Origin of the sequence: Nocardioides sp. URHA0020 (genome assembly GCF_000620705.1) — a bacterium.
Classification (GTDB): Bacteria; Actinomycetota; Actinomycetes; order Propionibacteriales; family Nocardioidaceae; genus Nocardioides.
Genome location: NZ_KK211172.1, coordinates 80,377 through 98,853, shown reverse-complemented (window position 1 = coordinate 98,853; position 18,477 = coordinate 80,377). Strand labels below are relative to the sequence as shown.

Here is an 18,477-nt window from a genome sequence, read left to right as displayed (position 1 = left end):
GTCTGATGCGCGTACTACTCGCCGGCGGCGGAACCGCTGGCCACACCTCGCCCCTGCTCGCCACCGCCGACGCGATCCGGCGGCTCGCCCCCGACCTCGGCATCGAGGTGGAGATCACCTGCCTGGGCACGCCCCGCGGCCTCGAGAACCGGGTCGTGCCCGAGGCCGGCTACCCGCTCGAGCTGATCCCGCCGGTGCCGCTGCCGCGCAAGCCCAACGCCGACCTCGTCAAGGTCCCGTTCCGGCTCCGCGCCGCGGTCAAGGAGACGCTCGCGGTCTTCGACCGGGTGCGTCCCGACGTCGTCGTCGGGTACGGCGGCTACGTCTCGATGCCGGCCTACCTCGCGGCCCGGCGTCGCAAGCTGCCGCTGATCGTCCACGAGCAGAACGCCGTACCCGGCCTCGCCAACAGGGTCGGTGCCCGGGTCGCGCAGCGGGTCGCCGTGAGCTTCCCCGACACCCCGCTGCCCCGGGCGGAGTACGTCGGCCTGCCGATCCGGACGATGATCTCGGGCCTCGACCGCGCCGCCCTGCGGGCGCAGGCGCGTGAGTTCTTCGGGCTCGACCCGGACCGCCCGACCCTCCTGGTCACCGGCGGATCCCAGGGCGCCCGCAAGCTCAACCAGTCGGTCTCCGGAGCGGCCGGCGCACTGGCGGCCGCCGGCGTGCAGGTGCTGCACGTCGTGGGCCCGCAGGGCGAGGCCACCCCGGCCACCGGCGACGTGCCGTACGTCGTGGTCAACTTCGTCGACCGGATGGACCTCGCCTACGCCGCCGCCGACCTGGTCGTGTGCCGCGCCGGTGCCTCGAGCGTCACCGAGGCCGCGGCCGTCGGCCTGCCGGCGGTCTTCGTGCCCCTGCCGATCGGCAACGGCGAGCAGCTGCAGAACGCCCTGCCCGTCGTCGACGCCGGTGGCGGGCTGCTCGTCCCCGACGCCGACCTCACCTCCGCCTGGGTCGCGAGCACGGTCCCCGCGCTCGCCACCGACCCCGACCGGCTGGCGGCGATGGGCTCGGCCGCCTCGGCGCTGGTCCCGCGCGACGCCGACGAGAGGCTCGCCCGGATGGTGTTCGAGGCGGCTCCATGAGGGTGCCCGTCCCCGAGGAGCTGCTGCCGGTCGAGCGGCTGGGCCGGGTGCACTTCGTCGGCATCGGCGGCGCGGGCCTGTCCGGCATCGCCCGCATCATGCTCGCCCGCGGCGTCACGGTCAGCGGCAGCGACGGCAGCGACTCGCCGGGCCTCGAGGCACTGCGCGACCTCGGCGCGACCGTGCACCTCGGCCACGCGGCCGAGCAGGTGCGCGACGTCGACACGCTCGTGGTCTCCACGGCGGTGCGCGAGGACAACCCCGAGTACGTCGAGGCCGTGCGGCAGGGCCTGCGGGTGCTGCCCCGCTCCGCCGCCCTCGCGTCGGTGATGGCCGACCGCCGGGTCGTGGCCGTGGCCGGCACCCACGGCAAGACCACGACGACCTCGCTGCTGACCGTCGCCCTGCAGACGGCGGGCGCCGACCCGACGTACGCCATCGGTGGCGACCTGGCCGCGACCGGCGTCAACGCGGCCGCGGGGAGCGGCGAGCTCTTCGTCGCGGAGGCGGACGAGAGCGACGGCGCCTTCCTGCACTACGCGCCGTACGCCGCGATCGTGACCAACGTCGAGGCCGACCACCTCGACAACTGGGGCACGGAGGAGGCGTACGTCGCCGCCTTCGACGAGTTCGCCGACACCCTCGACCCCGACGGCTTCCTGGTCTGCGTGGTCGACGATCCCGGGGCCGCCGCCCTGGCCGAGCGGCACCGCGCCGCGGGTCGGCGGGTCGTGACCGTCTCCGCACGCGAGCCGGGAGCGCTGGGCGACGTCCGCCTGTGGTCGCCGGGGGAGCACTACCTCGCGGACGCCCTGGCCGCGCTGGCCGCCGGACGGGAGCTCGGCTTCGCCGAGGACGACCTGGTCCGTGGGCTGGTGTCCTACACGGGCACCAAGCGCCGGATGGAGCGCAAGGGCGAGGTCGCCGGCGTCCGCGTCTACGACAGCTATGCCCACCACCCCACCGAGATCGCCGGCGACCTGGCGGCCGCCCGCGCGGTGGCGGGCGAGGGCCGCGTCGTCGTGGCCTTCCAGCCGCACCTGGTCTCCCGCACGCGCATCTTCGGCGAGGCGATGGGCGTCGCGCTGGGGGCGGCCGACGAGGTCGTCGTCCTCGACGTCTACCTCGCCCGTGAGGACGCCGACCCGGCCGTGACCGGCGCGCTGGTGGCCGCGGCAGTGCCGCTGCCGACGGACCGCGTGACGTTCGTGCCGTCCTTCGACGACGTCGCGGCGGAGCTGGTGGCGCGGGCCCGGCCCGGCGACCTCGTGCTCACGCTCGGCGCCGGGACCGTCACCGAGATCGCGCCGCAGGTGCTGGAGCTGCTCGGCCGTGGCTAGACCCCAGGACCCCGACGCCACCCAGGGCTTCGACGCGTTGGCACCGGTCGCCGCGCCGCAGCCGGACCGCCGGGTGCTGCGCAGCCGTCGACGGTTCGCCCGGCGGCAGTGGGCGCGCCGTTGGCTGAACTGGAAGCCGGTGCTGGCGGTCCTGCTGCTCGTCGGGCTGATCGTCGGCAGTGTCTGGCTCGTCTACTTCTCCTCCTACCTCGCGGTGCAGGGGGTCGAGGTCACCGGCGTCCAGCACCTCACGTCCGCCCAGGTCGAGCACGCCGCAGCGGTGCCCGAGGGCAGACCGCTGGCGAGCGTCGACCTCGACCGGATCCGCGCGCGGGTGCAGTCCTTGGCGCCCGTGCAGTCCGCCGACGTCAGCAGGCAGTGGCCCGACAAGGTGCTGATCGACGTCGTCGAGCGGCGGCCGGTCGCGGTCGTGGAGATCGACGGCCAGCTGCGCGGCATGGACGGCGACGGGGTGATCTTCCGCAGCTACGCCAAGGCGCCCCCCGGCCTGCCCCGGGTCCAGACCTCCGCCGCCACCGGGTCCGAGGCGCTGCGCGAGGGTGCGCTCGTCGTCGCCGCCCTGCCCACCGCCCTGGCCTCGCAGGTCGACCACGTCGACGTGGAGACGGTCGACGAGATCTCACTGGTGCTGCGCGACGACCGCTCGGTCGAGTGGGGGAGCGCGGAGCAGACCACGCAGAAGGCCGCGGTGCTCGCCGACCTGCTGAAGGCCGTCGACGCCCAGCACTACGACGTGAGCGTCCCCGGTCAGCCGACGACGCGGCAGTAGCTCGAGACAAAGTCGCGAGAAGTCCGGCGACCTGGGGCGTGTCGCCACGATCTCGGCGCGCTCGATGCCTACTGTCGTGACCACGGCGAGGTTGACATAACTATAACCCTCAGGCTGAGGGTCAGAGTTCATTCGACACGCCGGACAGCTTCCCGGTCACCCGCACCGGACAGCACCATCCAATCGAGCAGCGAGAGGCGAAGTCGCCGTGGCAGCAGCACAGAACTACCTGGCCATCATCAAGGTCGTCGGTATCGGTGGTGGTGGTGTCAACGCCGTCAACCGGATGATCGAGGTCGGCCTCAAGGGCGTTGAGTTCATCGCGATCAACACCGACGCGCAGGCGCTCCTGATGAGCGACGCCGACGTCAAGCTCGACATCGGTCGCGAGCTCACCCGCGGTCTCGGCGCCGGCGCCAACCCTGACGTGGGGGCGCGTGCCGCCGAGGACCACTCCGACGAGATCGAAGAGGTCATCAAGGGCGCCGACATGGTGTTCGTGACCGCCGGCGAGGGCGGTGGCACCGGCACCGGTGGCGCGCCGATCGTGGCCCGCATCGCGCGCTCCCTGGGCGCGCTGACCATCGGCGTCGTGACCCGCCCGTTCGCGTTCGAGGGTCGCCGCCGCGCCAACTCCGCCGAGGAGGGCATCGCGCAGCTGCGCGAGGAGGTGGACACCCTCATCGTGATCCCCAATGACCGGCTGCTGTCGATCAGCGACCGCAACGTGTCGGTGCTCGACGCCTTCAAGCAGGCCGACCAGGTGCTGCTCCAGGGCGTCTCCGGCATCACGGACCTGATCACCACCCCGGGCCTGATCAACCTCGACTTCGCCGACGTGAAGTCCGTCATGGCCAACGCCGGATCGGCGCTGATGGGCATCGGCTCGGCCCGCGGCGACGACCGCTCGGTCCAGGCGGCCGAGATGGCCGTCTCCAGCCCGCTGCTCGAGGCGAGCATCGACGGTGCGCACGGCGTGCTGCTCTCGATCGCCGGTGGCTCCGACCTCGGCCTCTTCGAGATCAACGAGGCGGCCGCACTGGTCGCTGACGCGGTGCACCCCGAGGCCAACATCATCTTCGGTGCCACCATCGACGACGCGCTCGGCGACGAGGTGCGGGTCACCGTCATCGCGGCCGGCTTCGACGGGGGCATGCCCAAGCGTCGCGACGAGGGTGCTGTGCTGCGCCGGACGCCGGCCCAGGCGGAGGCCAAGGCCGCCACCGCTCCGGCTCCGGTCGAGCGCGCGTCCGTCGGTGCCAGTGTCCCCGTCCCCGCGTCGGCAGCCCCGAAGTCGCCGCCGCCGAGCGCGCCGCGGTCGACCCCGACCCCGGTGCAGTTCGACGACGACGACCTGGACATCCCCGACTTCCTCAAGTGACCTTTTTCTTCCACGAGACCGTGCCGGTGACCACCGGCACGGTCTCGGTCGCGTTCACGGACCGGCGCCTCGACCTGGGCGACCTGGCCGAGCCCGCCGTCCGGGAGGCGGGGCTGGGGGAGGTCGCTGCGGCGAGCGGTGCCACGCCGCACCTCATGCACCAGGTGCACGGCGCGCACGTCCACGTGGTCGACGGTCCGGCGAGCGCTGTCCCGGACGCCGATGCGCTCGTCACCGCCCTGTCCGGCGAGGCGCTGCTCGCCCGGGCGGCCGACTGCGTCCCGGTGCTGCTGGTGGCCGCGTCCGGAGAGGTCGGAGCGGTCCACGCCGGGCGCGAGGGCGTACGACACGGTGTGGTCGCCGCGGCCCTGGCACTCCTGCACGAGCTGGGCGCCACCGACGTGCGCGCCTGGGTCGGCCCGCACATCTGCGGTCGGTGCTACGAGGTGCCGGCGCAGCTGCGCGACGAGGTAGCCGCGGTGGTGCCGGCCACCCGCGCGACCACCAGCTGGGGGACTCCGGCGCTCGATCTCGGGGCCGGTGTCCGCGCCCAGCTGGCGGCCGCCGGCGTACCCGCTGTCGACGTGGGCGGCTGCACCCGCGAGGACGAGGCGCTGCACTCCTACCGTCGCGACGGTGCTGCCGCGGGCCGGCTCGCGGGCGTCGTCTGGAGGACGCCATGACGAGCTCGACCGGCCGTCCCGAGGAGCTCGCGGCCAACCTCGACGCCGTACGCCGCCGGATCGACACCGCCTGCGCGGACGCCGGGCGCGAGCCCGGGGCCGTTCGCCTGGTCGTGGTCACGAAGTTCTTCCCGGCCAGCGACGTGCGCCTGCTCGCGGGCCTCGGCGTCACCGACGTGGGGGAGAACCGCCACCAGGAGGCCGAGGCCAAGGCCGCTGAGTGTGCCGACCTCGGGCTGCGCTGGCACTTCATCGGCGGTCTGCAGAGCAACAAGGCGGCCGCGGTGGCGTCGTACGCCGATGTCGTCGAGTCCCTCGACCGCGCCAAGCTGGTGGCTCCGCTGGCCCGGGGTGCCGAGCAGCGCTCGCACGAGGTCGACGTGCTGCTCCAGGTCAGCCTGGACCCGCCCGACCGCGCGGGCCGGGCCGGTGCCGACCCCGACGACGTGCCGGACCTGGCCGCCGCGGTCGAGGCGGCCGACCCGCTCCGGCTGCGTGGCCTGATGGCGGTCGCGCCGCTGGGCGAGGACCCGCGGCCGGCCTTCGCGCGGCTCGCTGCGATCCACCACGACCTGCTCGTCGAGCACCCCGCCGCCACCTGGCTCTCGGCCGGGATGAGCGGCGACCTCGAGCAGGCCATCCATGCCGGCGCGACACATGTGCGTGTCGGGTCCGCGGTCCTCGGTTCGAGGCCGCAGTTCAAGTAGGGTCCAAACACCAAGAGTGCGTCCCGCAACGGGTCGCGGAGTACCGGAGGCAACAGTCATGAGCGGCGGAATGCGCAGGATCGGCGAGTACCTCGGCCTGCTCGAGGACACCGGTCGGTACGACGACGAGTACGGGTCCTACGAGGGCGAGTACGACACGCAGGAGACCATGCCGGTCTCGGCCCGGCCGGCGAAGCGGGAGAGCCGTCCGGCCCCGGTCGCGGACCTCTCCGAGCGGCGCCGTACGACGCCCGGCCCGACCTCGGTGGTCGCGGAGCTGTCCCGCATCATCACCCTGCACCCGCGCACCTACAACGAGGCGCGGACCGTGGGCGAGAACTTCCGGGAGGGCACCCCGGTGATCATGAACCTGTCCGACATGGACGACACTGATGCCAAGCGCCTCGTCGACTTCGCGGCTGGGCTCGTGTTTGCCACCCGTGGCACCATCGAGCGCATCACCAACAAGGTCTTCCTGCTCTCGCCGCCGAACGTCTCGGTGGCGGCCGAGGACAAGCAGCGCATTGTCGAGGGTGGATTCTTCAACCAGAGCTAGGAAACGTCGTACGTGAGAGTTGCCGGAAGCCTCATCGAGGGGCTGCTGTGGTTCTTCATCGCGCTCTTGTGGATCCGTTTCGTGGTCGACTGGGTCCAGATCTTCGCGCGGCAGTGGACGCCGCGCGGGGTGCTCCTGGTGGCGCTCGAGGTCGTCTACTCGATCACCGACCCGCCGATCAAGGCGCTGCGTCGGGTCATCCCGCCGCTGCGGATCGGGAGCATCTCCCTCGACCTCAGTTTCCTGATCGTGATGATCGGTGCTTACGTACTACTCCAGGTCAACCGACAGCTGCTGCTGTCCTGACCTGACCGGCGCTGGTGGTGGATGACCTCGGGGTCGTCGCAAGCGCTATTGTTCGATGGACATTAACTCTGACGAGAATGAATGGGTGAGGTCATGCCGCTGACGCCTGAGGACGTGAGCAACAAGCGCTTTACTCCCGTCCGGCTCCGTGAGGGCTACGACATGGGTGAAGTCGATCAGTTCCTCGACGAGGTGGAGGGGGAGCTCGCGCGGCTCACGAAGGAGAACGACGACCTCAGGTCGAAGCTCGCCGCCGCGCAGTCCGGTGCCCCGGCGCCGGCCGCCCCGCAGCCGGTCGTCGAGAAGACGCCCGAGCCGGAGCCCGCGCCCGAGCCGACCCCGGAGCCGACGCCCGCGCCGGTCGTGGTGGCCAGCCCGGTCGAGACGATCCGGGTGGAGACGGTCCCGCAGGCGTCCAACGCCGCGGCTCGCCTGCTCGAGATCGCGACGCGCAACGCCGACGAGCTGGTCGAAGAGGCCAAGAACGACGCGGACAAGATCATCGCCGAGGCCCGGACCAAGTCCGAGCGTCTGGACGTCGAGTCCCGCACCAAGGCGGACCGGCTCGAGGCCGACGCGCGCACCCGCGCGCAGATGCTCGACTCGGAGACGGCCGAGCGCCGTCGCCAGATGTTCGGTGACCTGGAGAAGGAGCGGGACAAGCTCAACGGCGAGGTCGAGAACCTCCGCTCGTTCGAGCGTGAGTACCGCTCCCGGCTCAAGAGCTACTTCACCCAGCAGCTCGAGTCGCTCAACTCCGGTTCGGACACCCCGGCGCCGAGCGGCGACGAGGCGCCGGCGCCCAAGCGCCTGCGGTCGATCCTCGGCGAGGACGACGCCTGATCTGACCCTCCACTGCACCGGCCGGCCCCTTCGGGGTCGGCCGGTGTTGCGTTGCACGGTGCGTCGGATTGGAGGGGGTGCCGCTCAACGGCTACCCTCCCTGCACCCACTGTGGCACGGACCACAGTCGCCCGAACGGCCGAGGAGGCCCGCTCATGGCACGCACCACCAGGAAGTCGATCGCCGGTACGGCGAAGGCTGCAGCCCGCAAGGTGGTGTCGCGGCGGGCCCCGGCGAAGGCAGCGGCCACGGCCGCCGGCTCCTCCTCGACCGCCACCAAGGCGGCCCCGGTCAAGAAGGCAGCGGCCGGGAAGAAGACGGCGACGGTCAAGAAGGCGGCCCCGGCGAAGAAGGCGGCGCCCGCGAAGAAGGCGGCGACGGTCAAGAAGGCGGCGCCCGCGAAGAAGGCGGCTCCGGTGAAGAAGGCGGCTCCCGCGAAGAAGGCAGCGCCCGCGAAGAAGGCAGCGCCCGCGAAGAAGGCGGCTCCGGCGAAGAAGGCAGCGACCGTCAAGAAGGCCGCTCCCACCAAGAAGGCGCCTTCGGCCAAGAAGGCAGCGACCGTCAAGAAGGCGGCCCCGGCCACGAAGCCGGCTCCCACGAAGAAGACGGCTCCCGTGAAGAAGGCAGCACCTGTGACGAAGGCAGTTCCCGCCAAGAAGGCAGCCCCGGCCACCAAGGCGGCCCCGGCCAAGAAGGCGCCGCCCGCGAAGAAGGCGGTCGCCAGCTCCCTGGTCGTGCAGCCCGGTGAGGCGGCCTGGACCAAGGCGGAGCTCAAGGAGGTCCTCGACGAGCTGCACGAGCAGAGCACGCACAGCCTCGAGATCATCGCGGGACTCGACAGCGAGCTCAACGGGCTGATGAGGGACTCCGGTGACGGCGCCGGTCAGGACCAGGCGGACGTCGGCGCCAGCAGCTTCGAGCGCGACCACGAGCTGATGGTCCTCAGCAGCGAGCGCGACAAGCTGGCGCAGATCGAGCGGGCCCTGGGACGCATCGACGATGGCACGTACGGCGTGTGCGAGTCGTGCGGCAACCCCATCGGCAAGATGCGGCTCATGGCCTTCCCGCGTGCCACACTGTGCATGACATGCAAGCAGCGCGAGGAGCGTCGCTGACCGGCGACCATGAGGTGAACCCAGCCCTCCGACCCCGCGTTCACCGCCGTCGGGTGCTGGTCGTCTTCGCGCTCGTCGCAGCCACGGCGTACGCCGTCGACGTCATCTCCAAGATCGTCGCCGTCGACCGGCTGACCGACCACCCGGACGTGCAGATCGTCGGGGACCTGCTGGTCCTCCACCTGGTCCGCAACCCCGGTGCGGCGTTCAGCACCGGGACCGCCTACACGCAGCTCTTCACCGGCCTGGCGATCGCTGCCGTCGTGGTGATCTGCTACCTGTCGCGCCGGCTCGGCAGCGTCGCCTGGGCGTGGGCGCTCGGGCTGCTGCTCGCCGGGGTCTCCGGCAACCTGACCGACCGGCTCGTGCGCGAGCCGGACCCCCTGCGCGGGCACGTCATCGACTTCTTCATGCTGCCGCACTGGCCGGTGTTCAACGTCGCCGACATGCTCATCAACGCGGCCGCCGTCCTGATCGTGATCCAGGTCTTCCGGGGCGTACGCCTCGACGGCACGCGCGCCACCGACCAGACCGAGGACCAGAGCGTGGACGACACCGGCACCACCGACCAGCATCCCGGGGAGCGTGCCCCGTGAGCGGCGCTGCGGACCACCGGGTCCTGACCATCCCCGAGGGGATGGCCGGGGAGCGCGTCGATGCCGCGATGGCCCGCCTGTTCGGCCTCTCGCGCACCCGCGCGGCCGACCTGATCGCCGACGGCCACGTCGAGCTCGACGGGGCCGCCGTGGCGAAGAGCGACCGGGTGCTGCCCGGTGCGGTGCTCGACGTCCGCATCCCGGTGCTGACCGACCCGCTCGAGGTCGTCCCCGAGGTCGTCGAGGGCATCAAGATCATCCACGACGACGACGCCATCGTGGTGATCGACAAGCCCGTCGGGGTCGCCGTGCACCCCTCGCCCGGCTGGTCCGGTCCGACCGTGGTCGGGCACCTCGCGGGTGCCGGCTTCCGGATCTCCACCAGCGGCGCCTCGGAGCGGCAGGGGATCGTGCAGCGGCTCGACGTCGGCACCTCCGGCGTGATGGTCATCTGCAAGTCCGAGCACGCCTACTCCGTGCTCAAGAACGCCTTCCGGCACCGCACGGTCGACAAGGTCTACCACGCGCTCGTCCAGGGCCACCCCGACCCGTTGGAGGGCACGATCGACGCCCCGATCGGCCGGCACCCGAAGTCCGACTGGAAGTTCGCGGTGATGGCCGACGGCCGGCACAGCGTCACGCACTACGAGACGCTCGAGGCACACCGGTTCGCCAGCCTCCTCGAGGTCCACCTCGAGACCGGCCGCACCCACCAGATCCGGGTGCACATGGCCGCGCTCAAGCACCCCTGCGTCGGCGACCTGACGTACGGCGCCGACCCGACGCTGGCCAAGCGCGTCGGGCTCGAGCGCCAGTGGCTGCACGCGATGCGCCTCGGCTTCGAGCACCCGGACACCGGCGAGCACGTCGAGTACGAGTCGACCTATCCCGCCGACCTCGAGCACGCGCTCGCGGTGATCCGAGATGCCGACTGAGCTGACCCTGCGGCCGGCGACCGAGGAGGACGCCCCGGCCGTGGTCGCGGTGCACCTGGCGGCGCGCCGTACCGCTGCGATGCCTCCGAGCGTCCACACCGACGGCGACGTCGCCGCCTGGCTCACCGCGCGGGTGGCGGAGGACGAGGTCTGGCTGGCGGAGGACGGCGGAGCGCCGGTCGGCTATGCCCGGATGACGCAGACCTGGCTCGACGACCTGTACGTCGCGCCCGCGGCGGCCCGCCGAGGCATCGGCTCGGCGCTGCTCGACGTGGTCAAGGCCCAGCGTCCCGACGGGTTCTGCCTGTGGGTCTTCGAGACCAACGTCCCGGCCCGGGCCTTCTACGCCCGCCACGGCCTGGTCGAGCTCGAGCGCACCGACGGGTCCGCCAACGAGGAGCGGGCGCCCGACGTCCGGATGGCGTGGCCGGGCAGCGACCCTCTCGCCTTCCTGCGGCGGCTGATCGACGAGGTCGACGACCAGCTGGGTGACCTGCTCGCGCGTCGTACCGCGCTCACCGCCGCGGTCCAGGGCATCAAGCACGACCCGTCGCGCGACCCCGAGCGTGAGCGGGCGATCGCGGAGGCGATGGCCGTCCGGGCACCCGCGCTGGGCGTCGACCGGCTGTCGCGGATCGTGCACACGATCATCACCGAGAGCCTCGACGCGGCTCCCGACGGCGGTTGAGGCGCGCCGGCGCCGTGGCGCCGCTGCCGTCGTCGCTGCTCGTCGATGCTCGTCCGGGGCTGTCGGTGGTGGCTGCCACCATCCTCTTCACCGGTCGCGTAGTCTGACGTCCTTCCCCAAGGCGCCGTCGCGACGTGATCGTGGCCCTTTTTCCGTATGCCCGCACAACCGCCGAGGAGTGGCCCGCGACGATGGCGACAGGCTCCCAGGACTCCTTCGTCCACCTCCACGTCCACACCGAGTACTCGATGCTGGACGGCGCCGCCCGGCTCGGTGCGCTGGCGGAGCGCACCGCCGAGCTGGGGATGCCCGCGATCGCGATGACCGACCACGGCAACGTGTTCGGCGCCTACGAGTTCTACAAGAAGGCGAAGAACGCCGGGGTCAAGCCGATCATCGGCATCGAGGCCTACTTCGCGCCCAACATCTCGCGCTTCGAGCGCAAGGGCGTCAACTTCTACGGCGGCGGTCCCGACGACGTCTCCAACCGCGGTGCCTACACCCACATGACGCTGCTCTCGGAGTCGACCGAGGGCATGCACAACCTCTTCCGGCTCTCCACCGGCGCCTGGCGCGACGGCTTCTTCAAGCACCCGCGGATGGACCGTGAGCTCCTCTCGCAGCACGGCAAGGGCATCATCGGCACCACCGGCTGCCCCTCGGGCGAGGTCCAGGTCCACCTGCGCCACGGGGCGTACGACGCCGCGCGGCAGACGGCGGCCGACTTCCAGGACATCCTCGGCAAGGACAACTACTTCCTCGAGCTGATGGACCACGGGCTCGACATCGAGACCCGGGTACGCGACGGCCTGCTGCGACTGGCCAAGGACCTGCAGATCCCGTTGCTGGCGACCAACGACTCCCACTACGTCAACAAGGAGGATGCCAAGAGCCAGGAGCACCTGCTCTGCATCAACTCCGGCTCGACGATGGACATCCCGGCCGGCGACGGTCCGGGTCAGCGGTTCGCGTTCAACGGCGACGGCTACTACATCAAGTCCGCCCGGGAGATGCGCGACCTGTGGCGCGACTTCCCCGAGGCCTGCGACAACACGCTGCTGATCGCCGAGCGCTGCGACGTCTCGTTCACCGAGGGCAACGGCACCTTCATGCCGCGCTTCCCCTGCCCTCCGGGGGAGAACGAGGACTCCTGGCTGGTCAAGGAGGTCGAGAAGGGCCTGCAGTTCCGCTACCCGGCGGGGATCCCCGACGACGTCCGCAAGCAGGCCGACTTCGAGGTCGGCGTCATCACCCAGATGGGCTTCCCGGGCTACTTCCTGGTCGTCGCCGACTTCATCAACTGGGCCAAGGACAACGGCATCCGCGTCGGTCCGGGCCGCGGCTCCGGTGCCGGCTCGATGGTCGCCTACGCCATGCGCATCACCGACCTGGACCCGCTGGTCCACGGCCTGATCTTCGAGCGCTTCCTCAACCCCGACCGCGTCTCGATGCCCGACTTCGACATCGACTTCGACGAGCGTCGGCGCGGCGAGGTGATCCGCTACGTCACCGAGAAGTACGGCGACGACCGGGTCTCGATGATCGTCACCTACGGCACCATCAAGGCCAAGCAGGCGGTCAAGGACTCCTCGCGGATCCTCGGCTACCCGTTCGCGATGGGCGACCGCATCACCAAGGCGATGCCCGCGGCCGTGATGGGCAAGGACGTCCCGCTCCAGGAGATCTTCAACGCCGAGCACAAGCGCTTCGGCGAGGGTGGCGAGTTCCGCGCGCTGTACGACGCCGACAACGACGTCAAGCGCGTCGTGGACACCGCCATCGGCATCGAGGGACTCAAGCGCCAGTGGGGCGTACACGCCGCCGGCGTGATCATGTCCAGCGAGCCGTTGCTCGACATCATCCCGATGCTCAAGCGGCCCGCCGACGGCGCGATGATCACCCAGTTCGACTACCCCACCTGTGAGGGCCTCGGCCTGATCAAGATGGACTTCCTCGGACTGCGCAACCTCACCGTCCTCGACGACGCCGTCAAGAACATCAAGATGAACCGCGACGTCGACGTCGTGCTCGAGGAGCTCGAGCTCACCGACGAGGCGACGTACAAGCTGCTCCAGCGCGGCGACACGCTCGGCGTGTTCCAGCTCGACGGCGGGCCGATGCGGGCGCTGCTGCGCAGCATGCGCCCCGACACCTTCGAGGACATCTCCGCGGTCGGCGCGCTCTACCGCCCCGGACCGATGGGCGCGGACTCGCACAACAAGTACGCCCGCCGCAAGACCGGCCGCGAGCCGGTCGAGGCGCTGCACCCCGAGCTGGCCGAGGCCCTGGAGGACGTGCTGGGGGAGACCTACGGCCTGATCGTCTACCAGGAGCAGGTCATGGCGATCGCCCAGAAGCTCGCGGGCTATACGCTGGGCCAGGCCGACATCCTGCGCCGCGCCATGGGCAAGAAGAAGAAGGAGGAGCTGGACAAGCAGTTCGCCGGCTTCTCCGCGGGCATGACCGAGCGCGGCTACTCCGCCGGGGCGATCAAGACGCTGTGGGACACGCTGCTGCCCTTCTCCGACTACGCGTTCAACAAGGCCCACTCCGCGGCGTACGGCATGGTCTCCTACTGGACCGCCTACCTGAAGGCCAACTTCCCGGCCGAGTACATGGCGGCGCTGCTCACCTCGGTCAAGGACGACAAGGACAAGTCCGCGATCTACCTCAACGAGTGCCGCCGGATGAAGATCCAGGTGCTCCCGCCCGACGTCAACGAGTCGGCGCACAACTTCACGCCCGTGGGACCCGACATCCGCTTCGGCCTCACCGCGATCCGCAACGTCGGCAGCAACGTCGTCGACGGCGTCGTCAGCGCCCGCGAGGAGAAGGGCCGCTACGAGGACTTCAACGACTTCCTCGACAAGGTGCCCGCCCAGGTCTGCAACAAGCGGGTCATCGAGTCCCTGGTCAAGGCCGGCGCGTTCGACGAGATGAAGCACCGCCGTCGGGCGCTGGTCGCCATCCACGAGACCGCCGTCGACCAGTACGTCGACATCAAGCGCAACGAGGCGATCGGCCAGGACTCGCTCTTCGGCGGTGTCGACGACGACAGCGGCTTCGGCGTCTCCGTCGCGATCCCCGAGCTGGACGAGTGGGACAAGATGACACTGCTCGGCCACGAGCGGGAGATGCTCGGCCTCTACGTGTCCGACCACCCGCTCCTCGGTCTCGAGCACCTGCTGGCCAACAGCTCCGACTGCACGGTCGGCCAGCTGATGCTCGACGAGGACCGCGCCGACGGCAGCCCGATCCAGATCACCGGTCTCGTCACCGGGGTGCAGCGCAAGATCACCAAGCGCGGCGACGCCTGGGGGATGGTCACGGTGGAGGACCTCGACGGAGCCATCGAGGTGCTGCTCTTCCCCAGCGCCTGGCAGCTGTCGGGTCACATGATCTCCGAGGACGCCATCATCACCGTCAAGGGCCGGCTGTCACGCAGCAAGGACCAGCCGGAGATCATGGGCCAGGAGGTCAGTCTCCCGGACCTGTCCGACGGACCGTCCGGTCCGGTCGTGATCAAGCTGCCCCAGACCCGGGTCAACTCCGACACCGTCGACCACCTCAAGGACGTGCTCAAGACCCATCCCGGGGTCACCGAGGTGCACCTCAAGGTGCTGATGAGGGAGAAGACCCTGGTGATGCGGATCGGCGACCACCACCGGGTCACCCCGAGCCCGGCGCTCTTCGCCGACCTCAAGCAGCTCCTCGGCCCCGGATGCCTGACGGGATGAGGCGCCGTGACGCGGTCCACCTCGTGCTCGTCGTCGTCGCCCTCGCTGCGCTCGGCGCGCTCGCCGGCGCGGTCTGGCAGTGGCTCTGGACTCCGACGATGGGCGTCGTGGTGGACCACCGGTGGACGGCGGGCGACGCGATCGGGCTCCAGCACGAGTTCGCCGGGACCGGGTGGTACGTCGCGATCGGCACCGTCGCAGGACTCGTGGCCGGGGTGGCCGCGGCCCTGCTCGTGGACCGGCAGCCGCTCGGGACGCTGGCCGCCGTGCTGGTCGGATCCGTCCTCGGCGCCTGGCTGATGGTGGTCGTCGGGACCGCCCTGGGTCCGGCCGACCCCACGGTCCTGGCCCGCACCGCGGCGGACGGCACCCGGCTCCCGATGCAGCTGTCGGTGTCGGGGCACGGCCCCCTCATCGCCTATCCCGGCGGAGCGCTGCTCGGCCTGATGGTGGTGTTCGTCGGGCTCTCCGCGCGGACCCGTCCGGACCGGTCGGAGGGCCAGCCGCACACTTCCCCGGAGTCGCCGACTGACGTCGGCGTTGCTGGGTAGGCTGCGTCCACCTCGCCGGCACGGGTCGGCGAACCGATCGTGAGGTTTGCCGGTGTCCTACGACCTGCCGCCCGGACCACCGCCGTCAGGCCCGCCCGTCGGGCCGCCCGCTGGTGCGCCCGAGACGCTCGACAGCCGAGGTGGCGCGCCGCTGCCCGCGACCGGCTCCTCGCGCGGTGGACGCCGTACGACGGTGCTCGCGATCGGCGGCGCCATCGGGGCCGTGGCCGTGGGTGGCGTGGCCTGGGCGGCGTGGTCGTTCTTCGCGACCGGTGCACAGCCGGCGGAGGCGCTGCCCGGCTCGACGCTCGCCTACGCCAGCATCGACCTGGACCCCAACGGCGGTCAGAAGATCGAGGCGCTGCGGACCCTGCAGAAGTTCCCGGGCTTCAAGGACGAGGTCGGCATCGACACCGACGACGACATCCGCGAGTGGATCTTCGAGCAGATCCAGCAGGAGTCCGGCTGCAAGGACCTCGACTACGGCGACGACATCGAGCCCTGGCTGGGCGACCGGTTCGCCGTGGCGGCCGTCGACACCGGCAAGGACGGCCCGGCGCCGGTGGTGGTGGTTCAGGTCTCCGACGACGACAAGGCCGACCAGGGCCTGACCAAGCTGCTCGAGTGCGGCGGCGGTGACAGCGACGCCGCTGCCTGGGCGATCTCGGACGGCTGGGCACTCATTGGGGAGAGCCAGCAGGTCGTCGACGGCATCGCCGACGACGCCGACGACTCCTCGCTGGCCGACGACGACGACTTCCAGAAGTGGACGGGTGCGGCCGGTGACACCGGCATCGTGTCGATGTACGCCGCCCCGGAGGCCGGCACGGTGCTGGCGGACCAGCTGTCGTCCGGTCTCGGCGACCTGTCCGGGCTCTCCGACCTCGGCGACGAGGCGGCCGCGGCCCCCGACGACATGACGGCTGCCCTGAAGGACTTCAAGGGCGCGGCGGCCACGGTGCGCTTCGACGACGGCGGCCTGGAGCTGGAGGTGGCGGCCGACCCGGCCGCCACCGGCAGGGCGATCACCGCCGGCGACGCCGGCGCGCAGGCGGTCTCGACGCTGCCCGACGACACCGCGGCGGCCATCGGGCTGAGCTTCGCCGACGGCTGGGCCAAGGACCTCGTCGAGCAGATCGCGAAGGCGACGGGCGAGTCCGCCGATGACCTGCTCGCGCAGGCGGAGGACGAGCTCGGTCTCGACCTGCCCGACGACGTGGAGACCCTCGTCGGCGACTCGATGGCCATCGCGGTCGACGCCGGGTTCGACCCGTCGTCCTTCGCGGCCGGGGAGTCCGACGGCGGAGCGACCGGGGTGGGCGTCAAGATCGTCGGCGACGCCGACGGCATCGAGGGCGTCCTCTCCCGCCTCCAGGACGCAGCGGGCGGCGCCGACGGCGGCGTCCTCGACCATGACTCCGACGGTGGTGCGGTGGCGGTCGGGCCCGATCCGCTCTACCGCAAGCAGCTCCTGGAGGACGGCGGCCTGGGCGACTCCGCCACCTTCCGCAAGGTCGTCGAGCACGCTGACGACGCGGCGGCGGTCGTCTACCTCGACTTCGACGCGGGCGACGACTGGCTGGTGGAGCTGGCCGGTGATGACGCCGAGGTCCGAGACAACCTCGAGCCCCTCGACGCGCTGGGCATGAGCGCGTGGGTGGACGACGACACGGCCCACACGGTGCTCAAGATCACGACCGACTAGCCCAGCGGCTCAGCGGCCGATCGGGGCGAGGGTCGCACGGGTCACGGCCACCAGGTCGGCCGGTGCGATCTCGAGGTCGAGACCACGGCGACCGGCGGAGACGAAGATCGTGGCGTGCTCGGAGGCGCTCCTGTCCAGCACGGTCGGGTGGGTCCGCTTCTGGCCGATCGGCGAGATCCCGCCGGCGACGTACCCGGTCGCCCGCTCGGCCAGGGCCACGTCGGCCATCGCGGCCTTGCTGCCGCCGACGGCGCGGGCCAGCGACTTGAGGTTCAGCTGGCCCGAGACCGGGACGATGCCGACCGTCAGGACGCCGTCGACGACCGACATCAGCGTCTTGAAGACCCGCCCGACCTCGACGCCGAGCGCCTCGGCCGCCTCGAGCCCGAAGGACTCGGCGCGCGGGTCGTGGCGGTACTCGTGAAGGGTGAACGCGATGCCCGCTCGCGAGAGCGCGACGGTCGCGGGAGTGCCGCCGGACGGCTTCTGCTGGGCCACGGCGCTCAGTTCGGCGACCACCGCGTGCGGGCCACCTCGGTGGCCGGCAGCGACGGGATGACGTTCATGGCTTGGAGCTCGGTGCGGAGCAGGTCGGTCAGCAGGATCAGGCGGTCGGTCGCGTCCTCCGCCTCGAGCAGGGACTGGCGCTCCGACATCGGCAGCGGCGCGACCGCGGCCAGCGTCCACGAGAGGTACGTCGGGTCGCGGGGGAGCGCCCCCTCGTACGGGTCGCTGCGCAGGTCGGCCAGTGCCACCCGGTAGGCGGTGAACGCCGCGCGGGCGCGCTCCAGGACCTCCTCGGGCACCGGGGCCGAGGAGTCCGGCCGGTCGACGACGTGTCCGACCGGGAAGTTGCCGGTGGTGTCGAGCCGCTGGAGCTCGATGCGCTCCATCCCGACCGCGACGACGTCGAAGGTGCCGTCGGAGTTGCTCTCGACCTCGGTCAGCTGCATCCGGCAACCGACCCGGTAGAGCGACTGGGCGCCGTGGTCACCGACCTCGTAGCCGTCGCGGATGCCGACCGAGCCGAACGACCGCTCGGCCGGGTCCTCGACGCGGAGCAGATGGTGCACCAGCGCCCGGTAGCGGTCCTCGAAGACCCGGAGCGGCACGCTGAGCCCAGGGAACAGCACCGTGTTCAACGGGAACATCGGCAACGTGTCACTCACCCCCTCAACGTAGTCGGTCGGTCGTGGGGTGGTTTCGAGGCTCGCTGGCGCTCGCACCTCAACCACCGGGCTTCCGGTGGTCGAGGTGCGAAGGCGGCCGGGCTCTCGGTGGTCGAGGTGCGAAGGCCGCCGGGCTTCCGGTGGTTGAGGTGCGAAGGCGGCCGGGCTTCCGGTGGTTGAGGTGCGAAGGCCGCCAGGCTCTCGGTGGTCGAGGTGCGAAGGCCGGTGGGCTTCCGGTGGTTGAGGTGCGAAGGCCGCCGGGCTTCCGGTGGTTGAGGTGCGAAGGC

18 protein-coding genes are annotated in these 18,477 nt (G+C 71.3%); 16 read left to right on the top strand and 2 right to left on the bottom strand.

Annotation, left to right across the window (positions count from 1 at the left end):
* Positions 1–5 precede the first annotated feature (5 nt).
* The 16 genes from murG (at position 6) to N542_RS0121480 (ending at position 17,021) form a co-directional block, all read left to right on the top strand.
* On the top strand, positions 6–1,088 hold the full coding sequence (gene murG, locus N542_RS0121555) for an undecaprenyldiphospho-muramoylpentapeptide beta-N-acetylglucosaminyltransferase (RefSeq protein WP_028645694.1): 1,083 nt from the start codon (positions 6–8) through the stop codon (positions 1,086–1,088).
* Positions 1,085–2,428 carry a UDP-N-acetylmuramate--L-alanine ligase gene (locus N542_RS0121550; protein ID WP_028645693.1) on the top strand — a complete coding sequence of 448 codons (1,344 nt, stop codon included), beginning with the start codon at positions 1,085–1,087 and terminating at the stop codon, positions 2,426–2,428. The genes murG and N542_RS0121550 overlap by 4 nt, the downstream gene beginning before the upstream one ends.
* Positions 2,421–3,218: a cell division protein FtsQ/DivIB gene (locus N542_RS0121545; RefSeq protein ID WP_231482825.1), complete on the top strand. Its 798-nt coding sequence runs from the start codon at positions 2,421–2,423 to the stop codon at positions 3,216–3,218. The genes N542_RS0121550 and N542_RS0121545 overlap by 8 nt, the downstream gene beginning before the upstream one ends.
* A gap of 208 nt (positions 3,219–3,426) precedes the next feature.
* Positions 3,427–4,599 (top strand): cell division protein FtsZ, encoded by a 1,173-nt coding sequence (gene ftsZ, locus N542_RS0121540; RefSeq protein ID WP_028645691.1) that lies wholly within the window; start codon positions 3,427–3,429, stop codon positions 4,597–4,599.
* Positions 4,596–5,282 (top strand): polyphenol oxidase family protein, encoded by a 687-nt coding sequence (locus tag N542_RS0121535; RefSeq protein WP_028645690.1) that lies wholly within the window; start codon positions 4,596–4,598, stop codon positions 5,280–5,282. The genes ftsZ and N542_RS0121535 overlap by 4 nt, the downstream gene beginning before the upstream one ends.
* Positions 5,279–5,989: a YggS family pyridoxal phosphate-dependent enzyme gene (locus N542_RS0121530; protein WP_028645689.1), complete on the top strand. Its 711-nt coding sequence runs from the start codon at positions 5,279–5,281 to the stop codon at positions 5,987–5,989. The genes N542_RS0121535 and N542_RS0121530 overlap by 4 nt, the downstream gene beginning before the upstream one ends.
* Before the next feature lie 58 nt (positions 5,990–6,047).
* Complete coding sequence (locus tag N542_RS0121525; protein ID WP_028645688.1) at positions 6,048–6,545, top strand: cell division protein SepF; 498 nt, start codon at positions 6,048–6,050, stop codon at positions 6,543–6,545.
* 12 nt (positions 6,546–6,557) lie between these two features.
* Positions 6,558–6,851 (top strand): YggT family protein, encoded by a 294-nt coding sequence (locus N542_RS0121520; protein ID WP_028645687.1) that lies wholly within the window; start codon positions 6,558–6,560, stop codon positions 6,849–6,851.
* A gap of 93 nt (positions 6,852–6,944) precedes the next feature.
* Positions 6,945–7,694, top strand: coding sequence for a DivIVA domain-containing protein (locus tag N542_RS0121515; RefSeq protein ID WP_036509509.1), 750 nt, complete (start codon positions 6,945–6,947; stop codon positions 7,692–7,694).
* Between the two features lie 155 nt (positions 7,695–7,849).
* Entirely contained in the window at positions 7,850–8,809 is a 960-nt protein-coding gene (locus N542_RS28215) for a TraR/DksA family transcriptional regulator (protein WP_081795468.1), read from the top strand.
* Between the two features lie 53 nt (positions 8,810–8,862).
* Positions 8,863–9,405 carry a signal peptidase II gene (locus N542_RS26020; protein ID WP_051552229.1) on the top strand — a complete coding sequence of 181 codons (543 nt, stop codon included), beginning with the start codon at positions 8,863–8,865 and terminating at the stop codon, positions 9,403–9,405.
* Positions 9,406–9,446: 41 nt separating this feature from the next.
* Complete coding sequence (locus tag N542_RS0121500; protein WP_051552290.1) at positions 9,447–10,340, top strand: RluA family pseudouridine synthase; 894 nt, start codon at positions 9,447–9,449, stop codon at positions 10,338–10,340.
* Positions 10,330–11,028 (top strand): GNAT family N-acetyltransferase, encoded by a 699-nt coding sequence (locus tag N542_RS26900; RefSeq protein WP_051552227.1) that lies wholly within the window; start codon positions 10,330–10,332, stop codon positions 11,026–11,028. The genes N542_RS0121500 and N542_RS26900 overlap by 11 nt, the downstream gene beginning before the upstream one ends.
* Before the next feature lie 191 nt (positions 11,029–11,219).
* Positions 11,220–14,765 (top strand): DNA polymerase III subunit alpha, encoded by a 3,546-nt coding sequence (dnaE, locus tag N542_RS0121490; protein WP_028645683.1) that lies wholly within the window; start codon positions 11,220–11,222, stop codon positions 14,763–14,765.
* Positions 14,762–15,316 carry a hypothetical protein gene (locus tag N542_RS0121485; RefSeq protein ID WP_028645682.1) on the top strand — a complete coding sequence of 185 codons (555 nt, stop codon included), beginning with the start codon at positions 14,762–14,764 and terminating at the stop codon, positions 15,314–15,316. Before dnaE ends, N542_RS0121485 begins: the two co-directional genes overlap by 4 nt.
* 52 nt (positions 15,317–15,368) lie before the next feature.
* The gene (locus N542_RS0121480) at positions 15,369–17,021 is read left to right on the top strand and encodes a DUF3352 domain-containing protein (RefSeq protein WP_197026053.1); all 1,653 of its coding nucleotides are present in this window, start codon (positions 15,369–15,371) and stop codon (positions 17,019–17,021) included.
* Between the two features lie 9 nt (positions 17,022–17,030).
* Here N542_RS0121480 and ybaK read toward each other — a convergent pair whose 3' ends face one another.
* Positions 17,031–17,540 (bottom strand): Cys-tRNA(Pro) deacylase, encoded by a 510-nt coding sequence (ybaK, locus tag N542_RS0121475; protein ID WP_231482823.1) that lies wholly within the window; start codon positions 17,538–17,540, stop codon positions 17,031–17,033.
* Complete coding sequence (locus N542_RS0121470; RefSeq protein ID WP_028645679.1) at positions 17,525–18,190, bottom strand: LON peptidase substrate-binding domain-containing protein; 666 nt, start codon at positions 18,188–18,190, stop codon at positions 17,525–17,527. Before N542_RS0121470 ends, ybaK begins: the two co-directional genes overlap by 16 nt.
* Positions 18,191–18,477: the final 287 nt, after the last annotated feature.

Bases quoted from the DNA above. Each gene is read 5' to 3' on its own strand.
- N542_RS0121530 (WP_028645689.1), top strand. From the start codon at position 5,279: ATGACGAGCTCGACCGGCCGTCCCGAGGAGCTCGCGGCCAACCTCGAC.
- N542_RS0121550 (WP_028645693.1), top strand. From the start codon at position 1,085: ATGAGGGTGCCCGTCCCCGAGGAGCTGCTGCCGGTCGAGCGGCTGGGC.
- N542_RS0121500 (WP_051552290.1), top strand. From the start codon at position 9,447: ATGGCCGGGGAGCGCGTCGATGCCGCGATGGCCCGCCTGTTCGGCCTC.
- N542_RS0121525 (WP_028645688.1), top strand. From the start codon at position 6,048: ATGAGCGGCGGAATGCGCAGGATCGGCGAGTACCTCGGCCTGCTCGAG.
- N542_RS0121515 (WP_036509509.1), top strand. From the start codon at position 6,945: ATGCCGCTGACGCCTGAGGACGTGAGCAACAAGCGCTTTACTCCCGTC.
- N542_RS28215 (WP_081795468.1), top strand. From the start codon at position 7,850: ATGGCACGCACCACCAGGAAGTCGATCGCCGGTACGGCGAAGGCTGCA.
- dnaE (WP_028645683.1), top strand. From the start codon at position 11,220: ATGGCGACAGGCTCCCAGGACTCCTTCGTCCACCTCCACGTCCACACC.
- N542_RS26900 (WP_051552227.1), top strand. From the start codon at position 10,330: ATGCCGACTGAGCTGACCCTGCGGCCGGCGACCGAGGAGGACGCCCCG.
- murG (WP_028645694.1), top strand. From the start codon at position 6: ATGCGCGTACTACTCGCCGGCGGCGGAACCGCTGGCCACACCTCGCCC.
- N542_RS0121485 (WP_028645682.1), top strand. From the start codon at position 14,762: ATGAGGCGCCGTGACGCGGTCCACCTCGTGCTCGTCGTCGTCGCCCTC.